The sequence below is a fragment of the Nocardioides euryhalodurans genome, assembly GCF_004564375.1.
In the GTDB taxonomy this organism is placed as follows: Bacteria; Actinomycetota; Actinomycetes; order Propionibacteriales; family Nocardioidaceae; genus Nocardioides; species Nocardioides euryhalodurans.
Genome location: NZ_CP038267.1, coordinates 688,613 through 704,703, shown reverse-complemented (window position 1 = coordinate 704,703; position 16,091 = coordinate 688,613). Strand labels below are relative to the sequence as shown.

The following is a 16,091-nucleotide window of genomic DNA, read 5'->3' as shown; positions in this document are numbered from 1 at the left end:
GGACGTTCACCCCCTGGTCCTCGGCACGGTCGGCACGACAGCGACCGGGCAGGAGGCGTGCTCGACGACGAAGGAGGCCACCGAGCCGAGCAGGACCTCCGAGGCGACCCCGCCGTGGTGGGAGCCGACGACCACGAGGTCCATCCGCTCGGCCATCTCGACCAGCCGCTCGCCGGGGTAGCCGGCCGTCAGCTCGCTGTGGATCGGCACGTCGGGGTACTTCTCGCGCAGCCCGCCGACGGTCTCCCCGAGCAGCAACAGCCCCTCCTCCTCGTCGTGGCGGCCGTGGGGGAGCAGCTGCGCGTGCACGACCGTGAGCGGCAGGCCGCGCTGCGAGGCCTCGCGGCAGGCCAGCTCGAGCGGGTCGCGCGAGCGCTCGGTCCCGTCGACGCCCACGAGCACGCCGAGCCGCACGATCCCGTGCCGGGTCGGCCGCACGACGACGACGGGGCACTCGGCGTGCCGGGTCACGGCGATGCCGACCGAGCCCAGCAGCAGGCTGCGGACCGGTCCGCGACCGCGCGAGCCCAGGACCAGCAGGTGGGCGTGGCGGGCGACCTCGATGAGGGTGTCGCGCGAGTCCGCGACCCGGAGCAGCTCACGCACCTCCAGGTCGGGTGCCTTCCCGTGCGCGACGGACCTGGCGGCCGTGAGGACAGCCTGCCCACCGGCCTCGGCGGCCTCCAGCGCGATCTTCGCGTACTGCGCCGCCTCGGGCGCCACGGCGGCATACGGCGCCACGGCGTGGACCAGGGTCAGTGCCCGCCCGGTCGCCGTTGCCTCCTCGACCGCCCACGTGAGCGCGTGGTCGGAGGACGTGGACCCGTCCACTCCGACGGCCACCGTCCCGACCGTGATCTCGTCGAACTGCATGATCCACCACTCCTTCACTCGCCCTCTTCCTCCACGGTGTCGCGGGGGAGCGGTGGCCGGCAGGGGCCGAGGAACCGGGCCCATGGGTCCAAGGTCCCGTGGGGGACGCCCAACGACCCTGCCCCGGCTTCCGCCGGCAGGCGGACGATGACGGTGGAGAGTCGACGGAGGGAGCCGGACATGGACGACGAGCTGGTCGGGGGAGTGGTCGTCGGGACCGACGGGTCCGCCCAGGGCGGTGCCGCTCTGGAGTACGGCGTCCGCGAGGCGCAGCGACGTGGGACGTCGCTCACCGTCGTGCACGTGGCCACGGACTACGTGCCGGTCGCGCCGATGATGCCGCTCGTCCCGGAGGACCTGAAGGCACTGGGGCGCACCATCCTCGACGAGGCGCTGCAGACGGTGACCGGGTTGGTCCCGGAGCTGGACGTACGCACCGTGCTGCGCTCGGGTGCCGCGGTGCCCGAGCTCGTCCGCGTCTCCGCGGAGGCGTCCGTGCTCGTCCTCGGGCACGAGATGACCCCGGCGTGGCAGCGCCTGTTCACCGGCGCGGTCACCGTCGGCGTGGCCGAGCAGGCCCGCTGCCCCGTCGTCACCGTCCCGACGGCCTGGGAGCCGGCAGCGGCACGTCGTGAGGTCGTGGTCGGCCTCAAGAGCCTGGAGCACGCTCCGGGGCTGCTGTCGCACGCCGTCGCCACCGCCGCGGACAGGGGATCGTCCCTGACCGTGGTGCACACCTGGGAGCTGCCCGTCCGCTACGACGACATCATCGTGCGGCGCACCCACGAGACGGACTGGAACCGGGCCGCGCGGGACCGGGTCGTCCCGCTGGTCGAGGAGGCGCGGGCCTCGCACCCGGAGGTCGAGGTCGCGGTCCGCGTCGAGCACGCGCAGGCCGCAGCCGTGCTGAGGAACGCCTCGGCGAGCTGCGAGCTGCTGGTGCTCGGACGGCGTACGAGGGGCCCGGCCGTCCTCCACCTCGGTGGGACGGGGCGCGCCCTGTTGCACGCCGCGGAGTGCCCGGTCGAGATCGTCCCGCCCGTTCGTGCCGAGGAGCAGGCCCGGCGCCCCGTCCATGCACACGAGACGTCCTCATGAGCGCCACGACGAACCAGGACCTGGCGGCGGCGCCCCCGGGACCGGAACCCGGCCGGCGGGAGTGGGGTGCTGGCCGGGTGACCGCGCTCGTGGTCGGCGTGCTGCTCGTGGTCGTCGGGCTGGGACTGTTGGCCGGTGCAGCGGCGGTACGGGTGACCGACACGGTGTTCCGCGACTCGACCGGCTACCTGATGAGCACGGCGGTCCAGCTCTCCACGTCCCGCCACGCGCTGGTCTCCGAGGACGCGCACCTCGAGGACGGGGTGCCGGCCGTCGACCTGCAGGGACGTTGGCTCGGCACGGTGAAGGTCGAGGCCAGCACGTCTGACCGCGACGGGGTGTTCGTGGGGATCGCGAGGAGCGCCGACGTGGACGCGTACCTCGACGGGGTCGGCCACTCCGTGGTGCGCGAGCTGGTGGACACCGGCGGGGGCTCGCCCCGGCTGGACACCGTGCCGGGTGGGCCGCCCGCGGCCGCCCCGGGAGAGCGCGCCATCTGGGTGGCGTCGGCAGAAGGACCCGGCACCCGCACCCTCACCTGGCCGGTGCAGGAGGGCGAGTGGACGCTGGTGGTCATGAACGCCGACGCAGCCGCACCGGTGGAGGCCGAGGTGGCCGTCGGGACCACCGCCCCGGCCCTGGAGGACCTCGCATGGTCGCTGCTCGTGGCCGGGATGCTCGTGGCGTGCGCGGGGCTGGTGGCGCTGACCGCGGCCCTCGTCCGCCGACGCTGACGTCCGAGCCCATGACCGAGAGGACCGCCTCGATGCTCGACCAGCCTGCCGGGACCGCCGCGGCACCGCCACCTGCCCACCTCCTCCCCGGTGCCATCGACCAGTACCTCTCGACCCGGGTGCCGGTCTGCCTCGCGGAGGAACGAGCCAGCGACATCCGCGCACGACTGGTCGGCAAGGACCACGAGGTGGCGGAGGACGTCGCGGTCTGCGACCGCCTCGAGCCACCGCACCGGCTGGTCGGGCTGATCCCCGTCAGTCGGTTGCTGGCCGCTGACGGCGAACGACGGGCGGCGGACCTCCTGGACGCCGACCCACCCGTCGTGGTCGAGGGGCTGGACCGTGAGCAGGCCGCGTGGAAGGCCGTCCAGCACGGCGAGTCGAGCCTGGCCGTCGTCGCTACCGACGGCGCCTTCCGTGGCCTGGTGCGCTCCCCGACGCTCCTCGGGGTGCTGCTGCGGGAGCACGACGAGGACTTCGCCCGGCTCGGCGGCTACCTCGCCTCCACCCGGTCCGCCCGGCTCGCGGTCGAGGAGCCTGTGGCGCGGCGGCTCTGGCACCGACTGCCGTGGCTGGCCCTCGGGCTGGCCGGCGCCGCCATGTCCGCGTGGCTGGTGGGGCTGTTCGAGGGACGCCTCGTGGCCGACGTACGGCTGGCGTTCTTCATCCCCGGCGTGGTCTACCTCGCCGACGCCGTCGGCACCCAGACCGAGGCGCTGGTGGTCCGCGGGCTGTCGGTCGGCACGCCGGTCCGGACGGCGCTGCGGCTCGAGACCATCACCGGGCCTGCGCTGGGGCTGCTGCTCGGGCTGGTCAGCCTGCCGGCGATCTGGGCGGTGATGGGCGACGTACGGCTCGCGGCCACCGTGTCGATCGCCCTCGTCGCCGCGTGCAGCGTCGCCACGCTGGTCGCGGCCGGCCTGCCGATCCTGCTCGCACGGACCGGGCGGGACCCGGCGTTCGGGAGCGGACCGCTGGCCACCGTGCTCCAGGACCTGCTGTCGCTGGTCATCTACTTCGCCGTCGCGGTGCTGGTGCTGGGGGAGGTGCACCCATGACCGAACCGACCCTGACCTTCCTGGGAGCAGCCGGCACGGTGACCGGGAGCCGTTTCCTCCTCGACAGCCCGCACGCGCGCGTCCTCGTCGACGCCGGGCTCTACCAGGGGGTGCCCACCCTGCGACAGCGCAACTGGGCACCGTTCCAGGTCGACCCCGCGACCATCGACGAGGTCGTCCTCACCCATGCGCACCTCGACCACACCGGCTACCTGCCCAGGCTCGTCCGCGACGGGTTCCGCGGCCGGGTGACGTGCACGGCCGAGACGGCCGCGCTGGCGGCGATCGTGCTCCGGGACAGCGCCCACCTGCAGGAGGAGGACGCGGCGTACGCCAACGAGCTGGGGTTCTCCAAGCACCGCCCGGCGCTTCCGCTCTACGGCGCGGGCGACGTCGAGGACACGCTGCCGCTGTTCGAGCCGCTGCCGCTGCGCACGGCGCGGCGGATCGCGGCCGACACGTTCGTGACGCTGCGACCGGCCGGCCACATCCTGGGGTCGTCGACGGCGACCCTCGAGCTCGACGGCCACCGGGTCCTCTTCAGCGGGGACCTCGGTCGGCGCCACCACCCGTTGCTGCGACCTCCGGCCGACCCGCCCCGGGTGGACACCATCGTCGTCGAGTCGACGTACGGCGACCGCACGCACCCGACCCCGGATCCGTCGATCCTGGCCGACGCCGTGCGCCGTACGGTCGAGCGTGGCGGCAGCGTGCTGATCCCCGCCTTCGCCGTGGACCGCACCGAGCTCGTCCTGCTGGAGCTGCGGCGGCTGATGGAGGCCGGCGACATCCCGCGCGTGCCGGTCTTCGTCGACAGCCCGATGGCGCTAGCCGCCCTCGACGTCTACCGCAGGGCGCTGACGTCGGGCAGCGAGCAGCTCCGCCCCGAGATCCTGGGCCGGCGCGACGTCTTCGACGCCGGCGACCTCCGCGTCACCCGGACGGTCGAGGAGTCACGACAGCTCAATCGGCCGGCCTATCCCAGCATCGTCGTGTCCGCCTCGGGCATGGCCGCCGGCGGCCGGGTCGTCCACCACCTCGCCGAGCAGCTCCCCGACCACCGCAACACGGTCGTCCTGACCGGCTTCCAGGCCGAGGGCACCCGCGGCCGCAGGCTGCTCGAGGGAGCACGGGAGGTCAAGGTCCACGGCCGCTACGTGCCGGTGAACGCCGACGTCGTCTCGGTCCCGGACTTCTCCGTCCACTCCGACGCCGACGAGACCCTCGGCTGGCTACGACGTGCCCCCGCCGCCCCGCGGACGGTCTACGTCGTCCACGGCGAACCCCGCGCCTCCTCCCGGCTCGCCGACCGGATCCGCTCGGAGCTCGGCTGGGTCGCCGTCGTACCGGAGCAGGGAGAGAAGCTGCTGCTCGACTGAGTGCCGCGCCTTGGACAGGCCCTGTCAGAGCAGGTGGTGGTCCCTGATCCATTCGGCAAGGTCGGGGACGTCCAGGTCGCCCGCTGCTGCGTCGAGCATGAGCCGCTCGGCGTCGTCCACGGTGTAGGTCAGGTCGCGCCCGTTGAGGAGGCAGAAGACGCGCGTCGCGGCCCAGGCCAGCCGCTTGTTGCCGTCGACCAGGGCGTGGTTGCGCACCAAGGAGTGCAGCAGGGCTGCTGCCTTCTCCCGGAAGGAGGGGTACGCGTCCTCGCCGAACACCGTGACCTGGGGCCGTCCGGCTGCGGCAGCGAGCAGGCCCGCGTCTCGTACGGGCACCTCACCGAGAACCCCTGCCGCGATCTCGAGCAGATCGTCGACTGTCAGGTGGTCGATGTCCTCCTTGGTCACTTGCTCAGTCGGTCGAGGAGCTCGGCGTCCTCGACCTGTACCCGGTCGATGGCCGCCCGCAGGCGGGCCGGGCGGTCAGCGACGTACTGGGAGATCGCAGTGCGGGCCACCTCCTGCATCGACCGGCCCTCCTGCTCGGCCTTCGCACGCAGCGCCTCGGTCTCGGCTTCGGTGAGTCGGAGATTCATCGCCATCGCGCCATGGTACCGGTCCGGTACCGTCGACGGCCTCTTGATCAATGCGTGACGCCCCCGGCCCATGGTGGCCGAGGGCGTTGCGCAGGTGACTCAGAAGGTGTCGTTGATGGTGATCTTGTCGTAGCTCCTGGGGAGCTTGTCGGCCGCCAGGCAGTCGACCTGCGTGGTCGTGCCGACCTCGATCGGCTCCGTGGTGCAGTCGGTCAGGGCCAGCACCTCTGAGCCCTTCCAGAACTTGATCTCCACCAACGCGCTGTCGCTGCTCTCGCGGTTGTTGGTCACCTTGAGCTTGGACACGTTGATGTAGCCCATGGCGTCCTTGCCGACCCGCCAACCGGCGGCATACTCGAAGCCGCGCACCTCGAAGGCCTCGCCCTCGGTGATCGTGACGGGATTGCTCCGTCCGCCCGCTTCGTTCTCTCCGCGCTCGATGGCCTTGCTGACTTCGTTCGCAGCCGTGCCGACGATGGCCAAGCACCCGCCAACGAAGAGGACGAAGACGGCCGCAAGGATCAGGAGCACGTTGCGAACGGTGTGCTTCTTCTTCGGCGGGGGAGCCTGCTGGTAGCCGTACCCCTGCTGGGGGTGGGGCTGACCCTGGAAGTCTCCCTGGGCGGGGGCGGGGTACTGGGCGGGGGGCTGATGATCAGACACGTGTTGTCAATCCTCGAGAGGTGGTGTGATTGGGGCGGCGTCAAGGTCTCATTCACAGGGAGTCCTGTCCCGGGTTTCGTCCAAGACGCGAGGTGACGGTGGTCTCATGCGGATGCTGGGCCAGACCTGCGGCCGGCCTTGGGTCCACCCGGTCCTCCAGACATGCGAAGGCCCCCGATCCGCGTCTCCGCAGTTCAGGGGCCCTGTGTGCTGGTGGGCGATACTGGGTTTGAACCAGTGACCTCTTCCGTGTCAAGGAAGCGCGCTACCGCTGCGCCAATCGCCCGTGGGTGTTCAGTTGTCGGTGGGTGTTGGAGGTGGGTACGGGATTTGAACCCGTGTACACGGATTTGCAGTCCGTTGCCTCGCCTCTCGGCCAACCCACCATGGAGGCCATTCATCGGGAGAGACCTCTCCGAGCGGACGACGAGGCTCGAACTCGCGACCTCAACCTTGGCAAGGTTGCGCTCTACCAACTGAGCTACGTCCGCTTGCGACCAGGCCCGGGGGCTCGGTGCGGTCAGAACAGTAGCCCATGCCCCGGACGGGTCAAAATCCACCCTGCGCGAGCGTGTCCGCCTCCCTAGAGTGGCTCCATGCGAGCCTGGCTGAACGGTGAGATCCTCTCCGACCCGACCGGCCCCGCCGTCGCGGTCAACGACCACGGCCTCACGGTCGGGGACGGCGTCTTCGAGGCGATCAAGGTGGTGGACGGGCAGCCGTTCGCGCTGACGCGCCACCTCGACCGGCTGGCCACCAGTGCTGCCGGGCTCGGCCTGCCGACCGTCGACGACGCCTTCGTACGCCGCGGGGTGGCCGCCGTCCTCGAGGGTGAGCCGATGGCGCTCGGCCGGATCCGGATCACCTACACGGCCGGGCCGGCGCCGCTCGGCTCCGGCCGGGTCGACGGCCGCCCGACGCTCGTCGTCGTGGCCGCACCGATGGAGCCCGCGTCGCCGACGACCACCGTGGTCACGGTGCCGTGGCCGCGCAACGAGCGGGGGGCGCTGGCCGGGCTCAAGACCACCTCGTACGGCGAGAACGTCCGGGCGCTGGCCGTCGCCGCCGAGGCCGGGGCGACCGAGGCGGTCTTCGGCAACCTTGCCGGCCACCTCTGCGAGGGCACCGGCTCCAACGTCTTCTACGTCGTCGACGGCGAGCTCCGCACGCCCACGCTCTCCAGCGGCTGCCTCGCCGGAGTCACGCGCAAGCTCGTGCTCGAGTGGTTCGGTGGCGAGGAGGTCGACGAGCCGATCGAGGTGCTGGCCGAGGCCAGCGAGATCTTCCTCGTCTCCACCACCCGCGACGTCCAGGGCGTCTCCCGGTGGGACGACCGCGAGCTGCCCGCGCCGGGGCCGGTGACCACGGAGGCGGCCGAGACGTGGCGGACCCGCGAGGCGCAGGACATCGACCCGTGAGACGTGTGCACGGCACCGGGCGGGATGGGGGAGCCCCCAGTAGGCTCGTGCCTGTGGACCGAGGCGAGGGGGGCGGCCGGTGAGCGTACCGGGCGGAGGAACGGCCAAGCGAGTGGTCTTGGAGACCCTCGGCTGGCTGCTGCTGGTGGTGGGGATCGCGGCCCTCGTGCTGCCCGGGCCCGGCCTGCTCGGGGTCTTCGCCGGTCTCGCCCTGCTCTCCCAGCAGTACGACTGGGCCGAGCGTCGCACCGAGCCCGTCAAGCGCCGCGCCCTGCAGGCTGCCGCCGAGGGCGTGGAGACGTGGGTGCGGATCATCGCCTCGCTCGCCGGCGCCGTCGCGCTCGCGGCCTGTGGCGTGCTGTGGATCCTCAAGCCACCGGCCCCGGTCTGGTTCCCGCTCTCGGACACCTGGTGGCTGCCCGGGGGAGTGTGGACCGGCGTCACCCAGGTCGTGTCGGCCTTCATCGCCGTCGGCCTGATCGTCTACAGCTACCGCAAGTTCCACGGCCACCCGGAGGAGGTCGCGAAGGTCCGGCACGCGGTCGACGAAGCCGATGCCGACGCCAAGGAGGCCGTCAAGCGCGACGTCCACCGCGCTTCCTGAGGTCGGTTTCGCCGTGGCGAGCGGCGCCATGTACGGTATGACCGCTCAGGGCGATTGGCGCAGTGGTAGCGCGCTTCGTTCACACCGAAGAGGTCACTGGTTCGAACCCAGTATCGCCCACCCGCTGAGGCTCACGTCCGCTCCTCGCCCGTCTCCGGGATCTCGTGGCCGCCGGTCGATCCCGGTGGTGTCGAGCCAGACCTCGTGAAACCCCGGCGACGGGTCGGCAGAGGACGTATGGTCGTCCTGCTCGGACCGTCACCACACTCGGGGGAACCAATGAAGCGTCGACTTGTCACCGTCCTGATCGCCCTGACCGGCTTCGCCGTCGTCGCGCCGATGGCCCCGGCCACCGCCGACACGCCCTCCTGCGTGAGCCGCTCGGAGTTCCGCAAGGTGCGCCAGAACATGTCCAAGGCGAAGGTGCACCGCATCTTCGACGTCGACGGGCGACGGGAGGCGATCTCCCACTCCGGCGCCTACCACGCCCAGGTCCGGTCCTACAAGGGCTGCGGGCAGGGGAGCTACGTCTCGGTGGCCTTCGACAAGGCGGGGGCGAACCCCTGGAAGCTCTCGGCCAAGTCCGCCTCCTGGGGATGATCGCGGCGCTCGGCCTCGCCCTGGCACCCCACCGGATATCGGGGTGAGGGTGCCCGACGCCGACCGTTAGGCTCAGCGGGGTCAGCCCGACCACCAGCGAGGGAGTCCCCGTGTCCGAGATCAAGATCGCCGTGCTCGCCGCCGATGACGCGCGCGAGGAGCGGACGGTCACGACCGGCACCAAGGTCTGGGAGCTCTTCACCGACGACACCGACGTCGTCGCCGCGCGGGTCGGCGGGGAGCTGCGCGACCTCGCCCACGAGCTCGCCGACGGTGACGAGGTCGCGGCGGTGGCCATCGACAGCCCGGACGGACGCGACATCCTGCGCCACTCCACCGCTCACGTGCTCGCCCAGGCGGTGCAGCAGCTGTGGCCCGAGGCGAAGCTCGGCATCGGCCCGCCGGTCGAGAACGGCTTCTACTACGACTTCGACGTCGAGACCCCCTTCCACCCGGAGGACCTCGGCAAGCTCGAGACCGCGATGCGCAAGATCATCAAGGAGAACCAGCGGTTCGAGCGCCGCGTCACCACCGACGCCGACGCGCTGGCCGAGCTGAAGGACGAGCCCTACAAGGTCGAGCTCATCGGGCTCAAGGGCGGCAGCGGGGTCGAGGACGCGGAGGGCGCCAGCGTCGAGGTCGGCGCCGGCGAGCTGACCATCTACGACAACGTGCGTCGCAACGGCGACGTCGCCTGGTCCGACCTGTGCCGTGGGCCGCACCTGCCGACCACCAAGCGGATCCCCGCCTTCAAGCTGATGCGCACCGCCGCGGCGTACTGGCGGGGGGACGAGAAGAACAAGCAGCTGCAGCGGATCTACGGCACCGCGTGGGAGTCCAAGGAGGCGCTGGCCGAGCACCTCCACCGACTCGAGGAGGCCGAGCGGCGCGACCACCGCAAGCTCGGGCGCGACCTCGACCTCTACTCCTTCCCCGACGAGCTCGGCTCCGGCCTCGCGGTCTTCCACCCGCGCGGCGGGGTGATCAAGCGGGAGATGGAGGACTACGTCCGTCGCCGCCACATCGAGGAGGGCTTCCAGTACGTCGGCACCCCCCACATCTCCAAGGACGGGCTGTTCCACACCTCCGGGCACCTGCCGTACTACGCGGACACCATGTATCCCCCCATGAAGATGGAGGGTGCCGAGTACCGCCTCAAGGCGATGAACTGCCCGATGCACAACCTGATCTTCCAGAGTCGTGGGCGGTCCTACCGCGAGCTGCCGCTGCGGCTCTTCGAGTTCGGCGGCGTCTACCGCTTCGAGAAGTCCGGCGTGGTCCACGGCCTGACCCGCGTCCGCGGCATGACCCAGGACGACTCGCACTCCTACGTCACCAAGGAGCAGGCGCCCGACGAGGTCAAGCACCTGCTCGGCTTCGTGCTCTCGCTGCTCCAGGACTTCGGCCTCGACGACTACTACCTCGAGATGTCGACCCGCGACGACAAGAACAAGGACAAGTTCATCGGCTCCGACGAGGACTGGGCCGACGCGACCCGCGTGCTCGAGGACGTCGCCAGGGAGACCGGCCTCGAGCTGGTTCCCGACCCCGGCGGCGCGGCGTTCTACGGCCCCAAGATCTCGGTGCAGGCTCGCGACGCGATCGGCCGGACCTGGCAGATGTCGACCATCCAGTACGACTTCAGCCAGCCCAAGGGCTTCGGCCTCGAGTACCAGGCGGCCGACGGCTCGCGCCAGCAGCCGGTGATGATCCACTCCGCGAAGTTCGGCTCCATCGAGCGGTTCATCGGCGTGCTCGTCGAGCACTACGCCGGCGCGTTCCCCCCGTGGCTGGCGCCCGTCCAGGTGCAGGGCATCCCGATCGCGGAGCGCCACCACGACTACCTCTACGAGGTCGCCGACCAGATGCGGGTGCTCGGGATCCGGGTCGAGGTCGACGACTCCGACGACCGGATGCAGAAGAAGATCCGCAACGCGCAGGTCCAGAAGGTCCCGTTCATGGTGATCGCGGGTGACGACGACGTCGCCGCCCACGCGGTGTCGTTCCGCTACCGCGACGGCCACCAGGAGAACGGCGTCCCCGTGGACGAGGCGATCCAGCGGGTCGTCAACGCGGTGGCGAGCAAGGGCCAGGTCTAGCGAGGCCCGGTCGGCGCCCCGACGACGTCGAGCATCGCCAGCGACCACCGGTGCACGCGGTCCAGCCCGGCGGCGAACTCCGGGTTGACCTGGGCCGTGCCCGTGAACCAGAGGTCGAAGGCGATCTGCCGTACGGCGATGAAGTCGTCGAGGTGGGTGACGTCGACGTCGCGCTGCGACCGGTAGCCCGCGAGCAGCGCGTCCCGGTAGGGCCCGTAGTCCGGCTCGTCCCGCAGCTCCCACAGGGCGACGGCGAGGTCGTAGAGGCGGTGGCCGTGTCCGCAGTCGTCGAAGTCGATCAACCGGATGCCTCCCCGGTGGAACAACGCGTTGCCGAGGTGGAGATCGGCGTGGATGAGCCCCCAGTCGTCGGACCGATCCATGAGGTCGGCCGTCCGCGCCGCGACCGACTCGAAGCGGGTACGGACGTCGGCGGGCAGGAGCGCCCAGCAGCCGGCGGCCGAGGTCTCGCCGTAGACCATCACGTCACCGAAGAAGGTCTCGTGGTCCCAGCGGATCCGGACGAAGTCGGGTGGCGGCGTCCACCGGTCGGCCTGCTGGTGGAGGCGCGCCATCGCCTCGCCGAGCCGGTGCAGGTGGACCGGGCGGGCGGACCCCTCGTGGATCCTGCCGTCCATCCAGCGCAGCACGGAGCAGACCCGCGTCACGCCGGCCGCGGTGGCCTCGACGACCAGGGCGCCGTCGGCGGCGGCGAGCGGTTCGGGGACCGCGAGGTCGGTCTCGTCCCGAATCGCGAGCAGCCACGCGATCTCCGACCGGATGGCCACCGCCGAGTCGACGTGGCGTCCGTGCCGCTGCGGGCGGTGCACGCGGACGAGGTACGTCCCGGCGGTGCTGTCGTGCCGGAAGGTGGTGTTCTCGCCGTGCGTCACGAACCTGAGCCGCCCCTCCGGCAGGTCGTAGCGGGCGATGGCGGCGACCGCTACGCGCCGGAGCCGGCCGATCTGCGCGAGCCGCGACGTCATCGTCCCGCGGACCGGGAAAGGAACCGGCGTACGGCCTCGCGGGCGCCGTCGCGGATCTCCGGGCCGTGCGTGAAGGCCGCCACCTCGTAGTCCAGCTCGCCCAGCCGGTGGGCTGTCCGCTTCGTCATCGCGAAGTCGGTGCAGAAGGCCTTGACCGGCCAGCGCGGTCGCAGCACGTTGAAGATCGCGTCTCCGGTCACGAGGACGCCCGACTCCTCGTGGAGGAAGGAGCAGTGGCCGGGGGAGTGGCCGGGCGTGTGGACGACCCGCAGTCCGCCGCCGACCGGGATCACCATCTCGTCGGTCAGCTCCTCCGCGACGGGAACGGCGTCGAACCCGGGCTGGGCTCCGAACCGGCGGAGCACCCGGCCGACCCGTGACGACGGGTCGCCCGGCGGTACCTCGCCGTCGCGGGCGTACGCCGCGTCGTCCTCGTGCACCCCGAAGCCGTGTCCGGTCTCCCGCGCGACCAGGGCCGCTCCGCCGGCGTGGTCGGCGTGCGCGTGCGTGAGCAGCAGGCGCGTCACGTCGGTCGGTCCGGAACCGATGCTCCGGAGCGCGGCGAGCACCTTCGGTCCGTGGCGCTCGAGCCCCATGTCGAGCAGCGTGACCTGTCCATCGGAGTCGCGGAAGGCGAACCCGTTGACCCAGTCGCCCAGAAGCGGGAGTCGCCACACGCCGGGGGCCAGCTCCACGGTCGGCGTACGGGCCATCGAGGGCTCCTCGGGTCTGGGCTCCTAGAGTGCGTCCATGGCCGATGATGCCGTCACGCAGGACGGAGCGGGAGCGCCCGACCAGCTGGAGAGACTCTGGACCCCCTACCGGATGGCCTACATCCGGGGCGAGGAGCGGCCCAGCAGCGAGGACGCGGAGCAGTGCCCGTTCTGCAGGATCCCCGGGCTGCCCGACGAGGAGGGCCTGGTCGTCCACCGCGGGGACACGGCGTACGTCGTCCTCAACCTCTTCCCCTACGCGGCCGGCCACCTGATGGTCTGCCCCTACCGCCACATCCCGGACTACACGGACACCTCCGTCGAGGAGGCGGCCGAGATCGCCGCGCTCACCAAGCGGGCGATGACCGTGCTCCGGTCGGTGTCGAACGCGGAGGGCTTCAACCTCGGGATGAACCAGGGGCAGGCGGGTGGCGCCGGGATCCGCGCCCACCTCCACCAGCACGTCGTCCCCCGCTGGCTGGGCGACGCCAACTTCATGCCGATCATCGGCCGGACCAAGACCATGCCGCAGCTGTTGGGGGAGACCCGCCGGCTGCTGGCCGACGCCTGGGCCTGACGCACGAAAATCAGGTGCGTCCCCGACGACGCGGGAGTAGCGTCACGAGACATCTCGGTCGGCCGCCGCACCGGGTGGTCATGGGGGGTCTCCGACCGAACGTGGCAGGGGGGACTCCCATGAGAAGCAAGCACGTGTTGACGCGCGCCGCCGTCGCAGGCGGACTGGCGTGCTGGGCGCTGGTGCCGGCGGCGCCGGCCGACGCCGTCAAGCCCCACAAGGAGCACATCAGCGAGCCGTACGCGTTCGTCGCCGAGGACTACTGCGGACTCGAGGACGTCGTGGAGATCGAGGGCCTCTTCGAGGCGGACCTCCAGATCCACAACCGTCGGGGGCTGGACTACTACATCGAGCACCAGGTGATCACCGAGACCCACACGCTCGGCGACGTCACCCTCACCCGTGTGTCGAAGCCGATGTTCAAGGACCTCAAGGTCGTGGACCTCGGGGACACGGTGAGGATCACCGTGCTCGGCACCGGCCCGGAGTCGACCTACGGGCCGGACGGCAAGGCGATCGCTCGTAACCCGGGTCAGTTCCGCTTCCAGGTGGTCATCGACGAGGCCACCGGCGAGGAGCTGTCCTTCGAGGTGCTCAAGGAGTCGACGGGCCGGACCGACGACTTCTGCGCCATCGTCCTGCCGGTGCTCATGGGCTGAGCTGGTCCGGCGGACCCGCCCTGCCGCGTCAGTCGACGACGCGGTGGGGCGGCGCCTCCGCGCGTCCCTGGAAGGCGAGGATCGCCGGGTTGACCACGACGCCGTCGCGGATCTCGATGGCGCGGGAGAGCGTCTCGTCGGCGTCCCACGCGCCCGACCCCTCGAGCACCGGTCGCAGGAACGGGATCAGGGCCAGGCTGTTCTCCCACGTCGCCGAGTCCCAGAGGTACGACGGGCTGTGGTCGACGCCGTAGTAGTCGACGTTCCCGACGGGGAACATGGGGTCGTCGAAGGTCGTGGGACGGGCCCACTCGAAGCCCATGCCCTCGTCGCACGACACGTCGACGACCAGGCTGCGCGGCCGGAAGAGGGAGGTGTCGGCCGTGCTCAGGTAGGTCAGCGGCGCGGCGGTGTCCTGCAGGGTGCAGTTGACGACGACGTCGCGCTCGGCGAGGAAGGGCGCGATCGGCACCCGCCCCCGCTCGGTGATCACGTGGCTGAGGTGACGGGCGTCGTCGGGGTCCTGGTCGAACTGCAGGATGCGCACCGAGTGGATGGGGGAGCCGACCGCGGCGACCTCGCGGGTCGTGAGCACGCACACGTCGTGGATGCCGTGGGCGTTGAGCGCGGTGACCGCGCCGCGGGCGGTCGCCCCGAAACCGATCACGACCGCCCGCAGCCGACGGCCGTAGTCGCCGGTACGGCCGGTGAGCTGCAGCGCCTGCAGCACCGAGCAGTAGCCGGCGAGCTCGTTGTTCTTGTGGAAGACGTGGAGGCCGACGTTGCCGTCCCGGGTCCAGTGGTTCATCACCTCGAAGGCGATCAGCGTCAGCCGCCGGTCGATGGCGAGCTGGGTCAGGACCGGGTCCTGGACGCAGTGCGGCCAGCCCCAGAGCACGGCGCCCTCGCGGAGCAGGGCGAGGTCGGCGTGCTGCGGCTTGGGCAGCAGCACCACCTCGGACCGGGCGAGGATCTCCTCGCGGGAGGCGAAGCCCGCCACGACCTCGGCGAGGTCGGCGTCCGGGACACCGAAGCGCTCGGCGTACCCGTGCTCGAGCGTGATCCGTCCCCGGAGGTCCGCGTCGAGGCCGGGGAGGTGCTCCGGGTGGAGCGGCAGGCGGTGCTCGTTCTCCTTGGCGGACGTGCCGATGACGCCCAGGTCGAGCAGCGTCACTTCACTTCTTGCCGTCGAGCTTGACGGGAGCCGAGGCCTGGTCCGCCTTGGTGCGCTTCTCGGCGCGCTTCTCCTTGATGGACTTCCCGGACTTCTTCGACATCTGCTGCCGCGGCGACTTGTCGCTCATGGGGCTCCCTGCTCGGAAGCCTGACTGGCTTCGTACCGCCACAGTACGCCGCTGGGTGAGCCGGTAGCCTCGGCGCGTGCTCGACCGGTTCAAGGCCTTCTGGCAAGGCGTCGTCCTCGCCCCCGTCGTCAGGCTCTTCCTGCGCCTCGGCATCAGTCCCGACGCGGTCACGCTCGTCGGCACCCTCGGGGTCGCCGCGGGCGCGCTGGTCTTCTTCCCGCAGGGGATGCTGTGGGAAGGCGTCGTCTTCATCACCTGCTTCGTCTTCAGCGACCTCGTCGACGGCCAGATGGCGCGGGTCAGCGGCCGGGTCTCCACGTTCGGCGCCTTCTGGGACTCCACCCTCGACCGGCTCGGCGACGGTGCGATCTTCGGTGGCCTGGTGCTCTACTTCGCCGGGCCCGGCGACGACTACCTCTATCTCTGCCTGGCCCTCTACTGCTTGGTCATGGGCTCGGTCACCTCCTACTCCCGCGCCCGCGCCGAGTCGCTCGGGATGGACGCCAAGGGCGGGATCGCGGAGCGTGCCGACCGGCTGGTGGCGATCCTCGTGCTCACCTTCTTCGGAGACGTCCTGGACCTGCCGATCCTCTACGAGCTCACGCTGTGGGTGCTGGCCGTGGCGAGCACCTACACGGTGGCCTTCCGCGTGCTCAAGGTCCGACGTCAGGCGCTGGCCGCGGGACCGCTCCCCGAGTAGGGGAGCCCGGGCGTGTCGCCGTAGGATTGG

Annotated in this window: 19 protein-coding genes and 4 tRNA genes; 12 read left to right on the top strand and 11 right to left on the bottom strand. The window is 71.3% G+C overall.

What is annotated here, in order from left to right; genetic code table 11:
• Positions 1-6: 6 nt before the first annotated feature.
• A complete protein-coding gene (locus EXE57_RS03360; RefSeq protein ID WP_167305802.1) occupies positions 7-891 on the bottom strand; it encodes a universal stress protein in 885 nt (294 codons plus the stop codon).
• Between the two features lie 162 nt (positions 892-1,053).
• Between EXE57_RS03360 and EXE57_RS03355 the strand changes: the two genes are divergently transcribed.
• The 4 genes from EXE57_RS03355 to EXE57_RS03340 are packed head-to-tail and all read left to right on the top strand — an operon-like array spanning position 1,054 to position 5,142.
• On the top strand, positions 1,054-1,971 hold the full coding sequence (locus EXE57_RS03355; RefSeq protein ID WP_167305801.1) for a universal stress protein: 918 nt from the start codon (positions 1,054-1,056) through the stop codon (positions 1,969-1,971).
• Positions 1,968-2,705, top strand: a complete 738-nt coding sequence (locus EXE57_RS03350; RefSeq protein ID WP_135073989.1) for a hypothetical protein — start codon at positions 1,968-1,970, stop codon at positions 2,703-2,705. Before EXE57_RS03355 ends, EXE57_RS03350 begins: the two co-directional genes overlap by 4 nt.
• A gap of 11 nt (positions 2,706-2,716) precedes the next feature.
• On the top strand, positions 2,717-3,763 hold the full coding sequence (locus EXE57_RS03345; RefSeq protein WP_208542950.1) for a magnesium transporter: 1,047 nt from the start codon (positions 2,717-2,719) through the stop codon (positions 3,761-3,763).
• The gene (locus tag EXE57_RS03340) at positions 3,760-5,142 is read left to right on the top strand and encodes an MBL fold metallo-hydrolase RNA specificity domain-containing protein (RefSeq protein ID WP_135073987.1); all 1,383 of its coding nucleotides are present in this window, start codon (positions 3,760-3,762) and stop codon (positions 5,140-5,142) included. The genes EXE57_RS03345 and EXE57_RS03340 overlap by 4 nt, the downstream gene beginning before the upstream one ends.
• A 24-nt stretch (positions 5,143-5,166) precedes the next feature.
• On the opposite strand, the gene EXE57_RS03335 is transcribed toward EXE57_RS03340, so the two are convergent.
• The 6 genes from EXE57_RS03335 to EXE57_RS03310 form a co-directional block, all read right to left on the bottom strand.
• On the bottom strand, positions 5,167-5,550 hold the full coding sequence (locus EXE57_RS03335) for a type II toxin-antitoxin system death-on-curing family toxin (protein ID WP_135073985.1): 384 nt from the start codon (positions 5,548-5,550) through the stop codon (positions 5,167-5,169).
• A complete protein-coding gene (locus EXE57_RS03330; RefSeq protein WP_135073983.1) occupies positions 5,547-5,744 on the bottom strand; it encodes a ribbon-helix-helix protein, CopG family in 198 nt (65 codons plus the stop codon). Before EXE57_RS03330 ends, EXE57_RS03335 begins: the two co-directional genes overlap by 4 nt.
• A 93-nt stretch (positions 5,745-5,837) precedes the next feature.
• Positions 5,838-6,401 (bottom strand): hypothetical protein, encoded by a 564-nt coding sequence (locus EXE57_RS03325; protein WP_135073982.1) that lies wholly within the window; start codon positions 6,399-6,401, stop codon positions 5,838-5,840.
• Positions 6,402-6,612: 211 nt separating this feature from the next.
• Positions 6,613-6,687: transfer RNA gene (locus EXE57_RS03320), tRNA-Val, on the bottom strand.
• A gap of 26 nt (positions 6,688-6,713) precedes the next feature.
• Positions 6,714-6,787: transfer RNA gene (locus EXE57_RS03315), tRNA-Cys, on the bottom strand.
• A gap of 32 nt (positions 6,788-6,819) precedes the next feature.
• Positions 6,820-6,892, bottom strand: a tRNA-Gly gene (locus EXE57_RS03310).
• A 105-nt stretch (positions 6,893-6,997) separates the two neighbouring features.
• Here EXE57_RS03310 and EXE57_RS03305 point away from each other — a divergent pair.
• The 5 genes from EXE57_RS03305 to thrS all read left to right on the top strand — a co-directional run bounded on the left by EXE57_RS03305 (position 6,998) and on the right by thrS (position 11,122).
• The gene (locus EXE57_RS03305; RefSeq protein ID WP_135073980.1) at positions 6,998-7,819 is read left to right on the top strand and encodes an aminotransferase class IV; all 822 of its coding nucleotides are present in this window, start codon (positions 6,998-7,000) and stop codon (positions 7,817-7,819) included.
• Between the two features lie 112 nt (positions 7,820-7,931).
• On the top strand, positions 7,932-8,423 hold the full coding sequence (locus EXE57_RS03300) for a PGPGW domain-containing protein (RefSeq protein ID WP_244246971.1): 492 nt from the start codon (positions 7,932-7,934) through the stop codon (positions 8,421-8,423).
• 48 nt (positions 8,424-8,471) lie between these two features.
• Positions 8,472-8,543 (top strand) — tRNA-Val (locus EXE57_RS03295).
• A 159-nt stretch (positions 8,544-8,702) separates the two neighbouring features.
• A complete protein-coding gene (locus EXE57_RS03290; protein WP_135073976.1) occupies positions 8,703-9,023 on the top strand; it encodes a hypothetical protein in 321 nt (106 codons plus the stop codon).
• 110 nt (positions 9,024-9,133) lie between these two features.
• Positions 9,134-11,122: a threonine--tRNA ligase gene (thrS, locus tag EXE57_RS03285; protein ID WP_135073974.1), complete on the top strand. Its 1,989-nt coding sequence runs from the start codon at positions 9,134-9,136 to the stop codon at positions 11,120-11,122.
• Here thrS and EXE57_RS03280 read toward each other — a convergent pair.
• The gene (locus EXE57_RS03280) at positions 11,119-12,108 is read right to left on the bottom strand and encodes a phosphotransferase enzyme family protein (RefSeq protein WP_135073972.1); all 990 of its coding nucleotides are present in this window, start codon (positions 12,106-12,108) and stop codon (positions 11,119-11,121) included. The two genes, thrS and EXE57_RS03280, sit on opposite strands and share 4 nt — an antisense overlap.
• A complete protein-coding gene (locus EXE57_RS03275) occupies positions 12,105-12,821 on the bottom strand; it encodes an MBL fold metallo-hydrolase (protein WP_135073970.1) in 717 nt (238 codons plus the stop codon). Before EXE57_RS03275 ends, EXE57_RS03280 begins: the two co-directional genes overlap by 4 nt.
• A gap of 37 nt (positions 12,822-12,858) precedes the next feature.
• Here EXE57_RS03275 and EXE57_RS03270 point away from each other — a divergent pair, with 37 nt between their 5' ends.
• A complete protein-coding gene (locus EXE57_RS03270; RefSeq protein WP_135073968.1) occupies positions 12,859-13,398 on the top strand; it encodes an HIT family protein in 540 nt (179 codons plus the stop codon).
• A 119-nt stretch (positions 13,399-13,517) separates the two neighbouring features.
• A complete protein-coding gene (locus EXE57_RS03265) occupies positions 13,518-14,057 on the top strand; it encodes a hypothetical protein (RefSeq protein ID WP_135073966.1) in 540 nt (179 codons plus the stop codon).
• Between the two features lie 28 nt (positions 14,058-14,085).
• On the opposite strand, the gene EXE57_RS03260 is transcribed toward EXE57_RS03265, so the two are convergent.
• Both EXE57_RS03260 and EXE57_RS20295 read right to left on the bottom strand, forming a co-directional pair.
• Positions 14,086-15,231, bottom strand: a complete 1,146-nt coding sequence (locus EXE57_RS03260) for a N(5)-(carboxyethyl)ornithine synthase (protein WP_135073964.1) — start codon at positions 15,229-15,231, stop codon at positions 14,086-14,088.
• 1 nt (position 15,232) lies between these two features.
• On the bottom strand, positions 15,233-15,361 hold the full coding sequence (locus EXE57_RS20295; protein WP_279633189.1) for a hypothetical protein: 129 nt from the start codon (positions 15,359-15,361) through the stop codon (positions 15,233-15,235).
• A gap of 76 nt (positions 15,362-15,437) precedes the next feature.
• Here EXE57_RS20295 and pgsA point away from each other — a divergent pair, with 76 nt between their 5' ends.
• On the top strand, positions 15,438-16,061 hold the full coding sequence (pgsA, locus tag EXE57_RS03255) for a phosphatidylinositol phosphate synthase (protein ID WP_135073962.1): 624 nt from the start codon (positions 15,438-15,440) through the stop codon (positions 16,059-16,061).
• Positions 16,062-16,091 lie beyond the last annotated feature (30 nt).

Coding starts and splice junctions, on each gene's coding strand:
- EXE57_RS03355 (WP_167305801.1), top strand. CDS start 1,054: ATGGACGACGAGCTGGTCGGGGGAGTGGTCGTCGGGACCGACGGGTCC.
- EXE57_RS03305 (WP_135073980.1), top strand. CDS start 6,998: ATGCGAGCCTGGCTGAACGGTGAGATCCTCTCCGACCCGACCGGCCCC.
- EXE57_RS20295 (WP_279633189.1), bottom strand. CDS start 15,361: ATGAGCGACAAGTCGCCGCGGCAGCAGATGTCGAAGAAGTCCGGGAAG.
- EXE57_RS03330 (WP_135073983.1), bottom strand. CDS start 5,744: ATGGCGATGAATCTCCGACTCACCGAAGCCGAGACCGAGGCGCTGCGT.
- EXE57_RS03275 (WP_135073970.1), bottom strand. CDS start 12,821: ATGGCCCGTACGCCGACCGTGGAGCTGGCCCCCGGCGTGTGGCGACTC.
- EXE57_RS03265 (WP_135073966.1), top strand. CDS start 13,518: ATGAGAAGCAAGCACGTGTTGACGCGCGCCGCCGTCGCAGGCGGACTG.
- EXE57_RS03350 (WP_135073989.1), top strand. CDS start 1,968: ATGAGCGCCACGACGAACCAGGACCTGGCGGCGGCGCCCCCGGGACCG.
- EXE57_RS03345 (WP_208542950.1), top strand. CDS start 2,717: ATGACCGAGAGGACCGCCTCGATGCTCGACCAGCCTGCCGGGACCGCC.
- EXE57_RS03290 (WP_135073976.1), top strand. CDS start 8,703: ATGAAGCGTCGACTTGTCACCGTCCTGATCGCCCTGACCGGCTTCGCC.
- EXE57_RS03340 (WP_135073987.1), top strand. CDS start 3,760: ATGACCGAACCGACCCTGACCTTCCTGGGAGCAGCCGGCACGGTGACC.
- EXE57_RS03280 (WP_135073972.1), bottom strand. CDS start 12,108: ATGACGTCGCGGCTCGCGCAGATCGGCCGGCTCCGGCGCGTAGCGGTC.
- EXE57_RS03270 (WP_135073968.1), top strand. CDS start 12,859: ATGGCCGATGATGCCGTCACGCAGGACGGAGCGGGAGCGCCCGACCAG.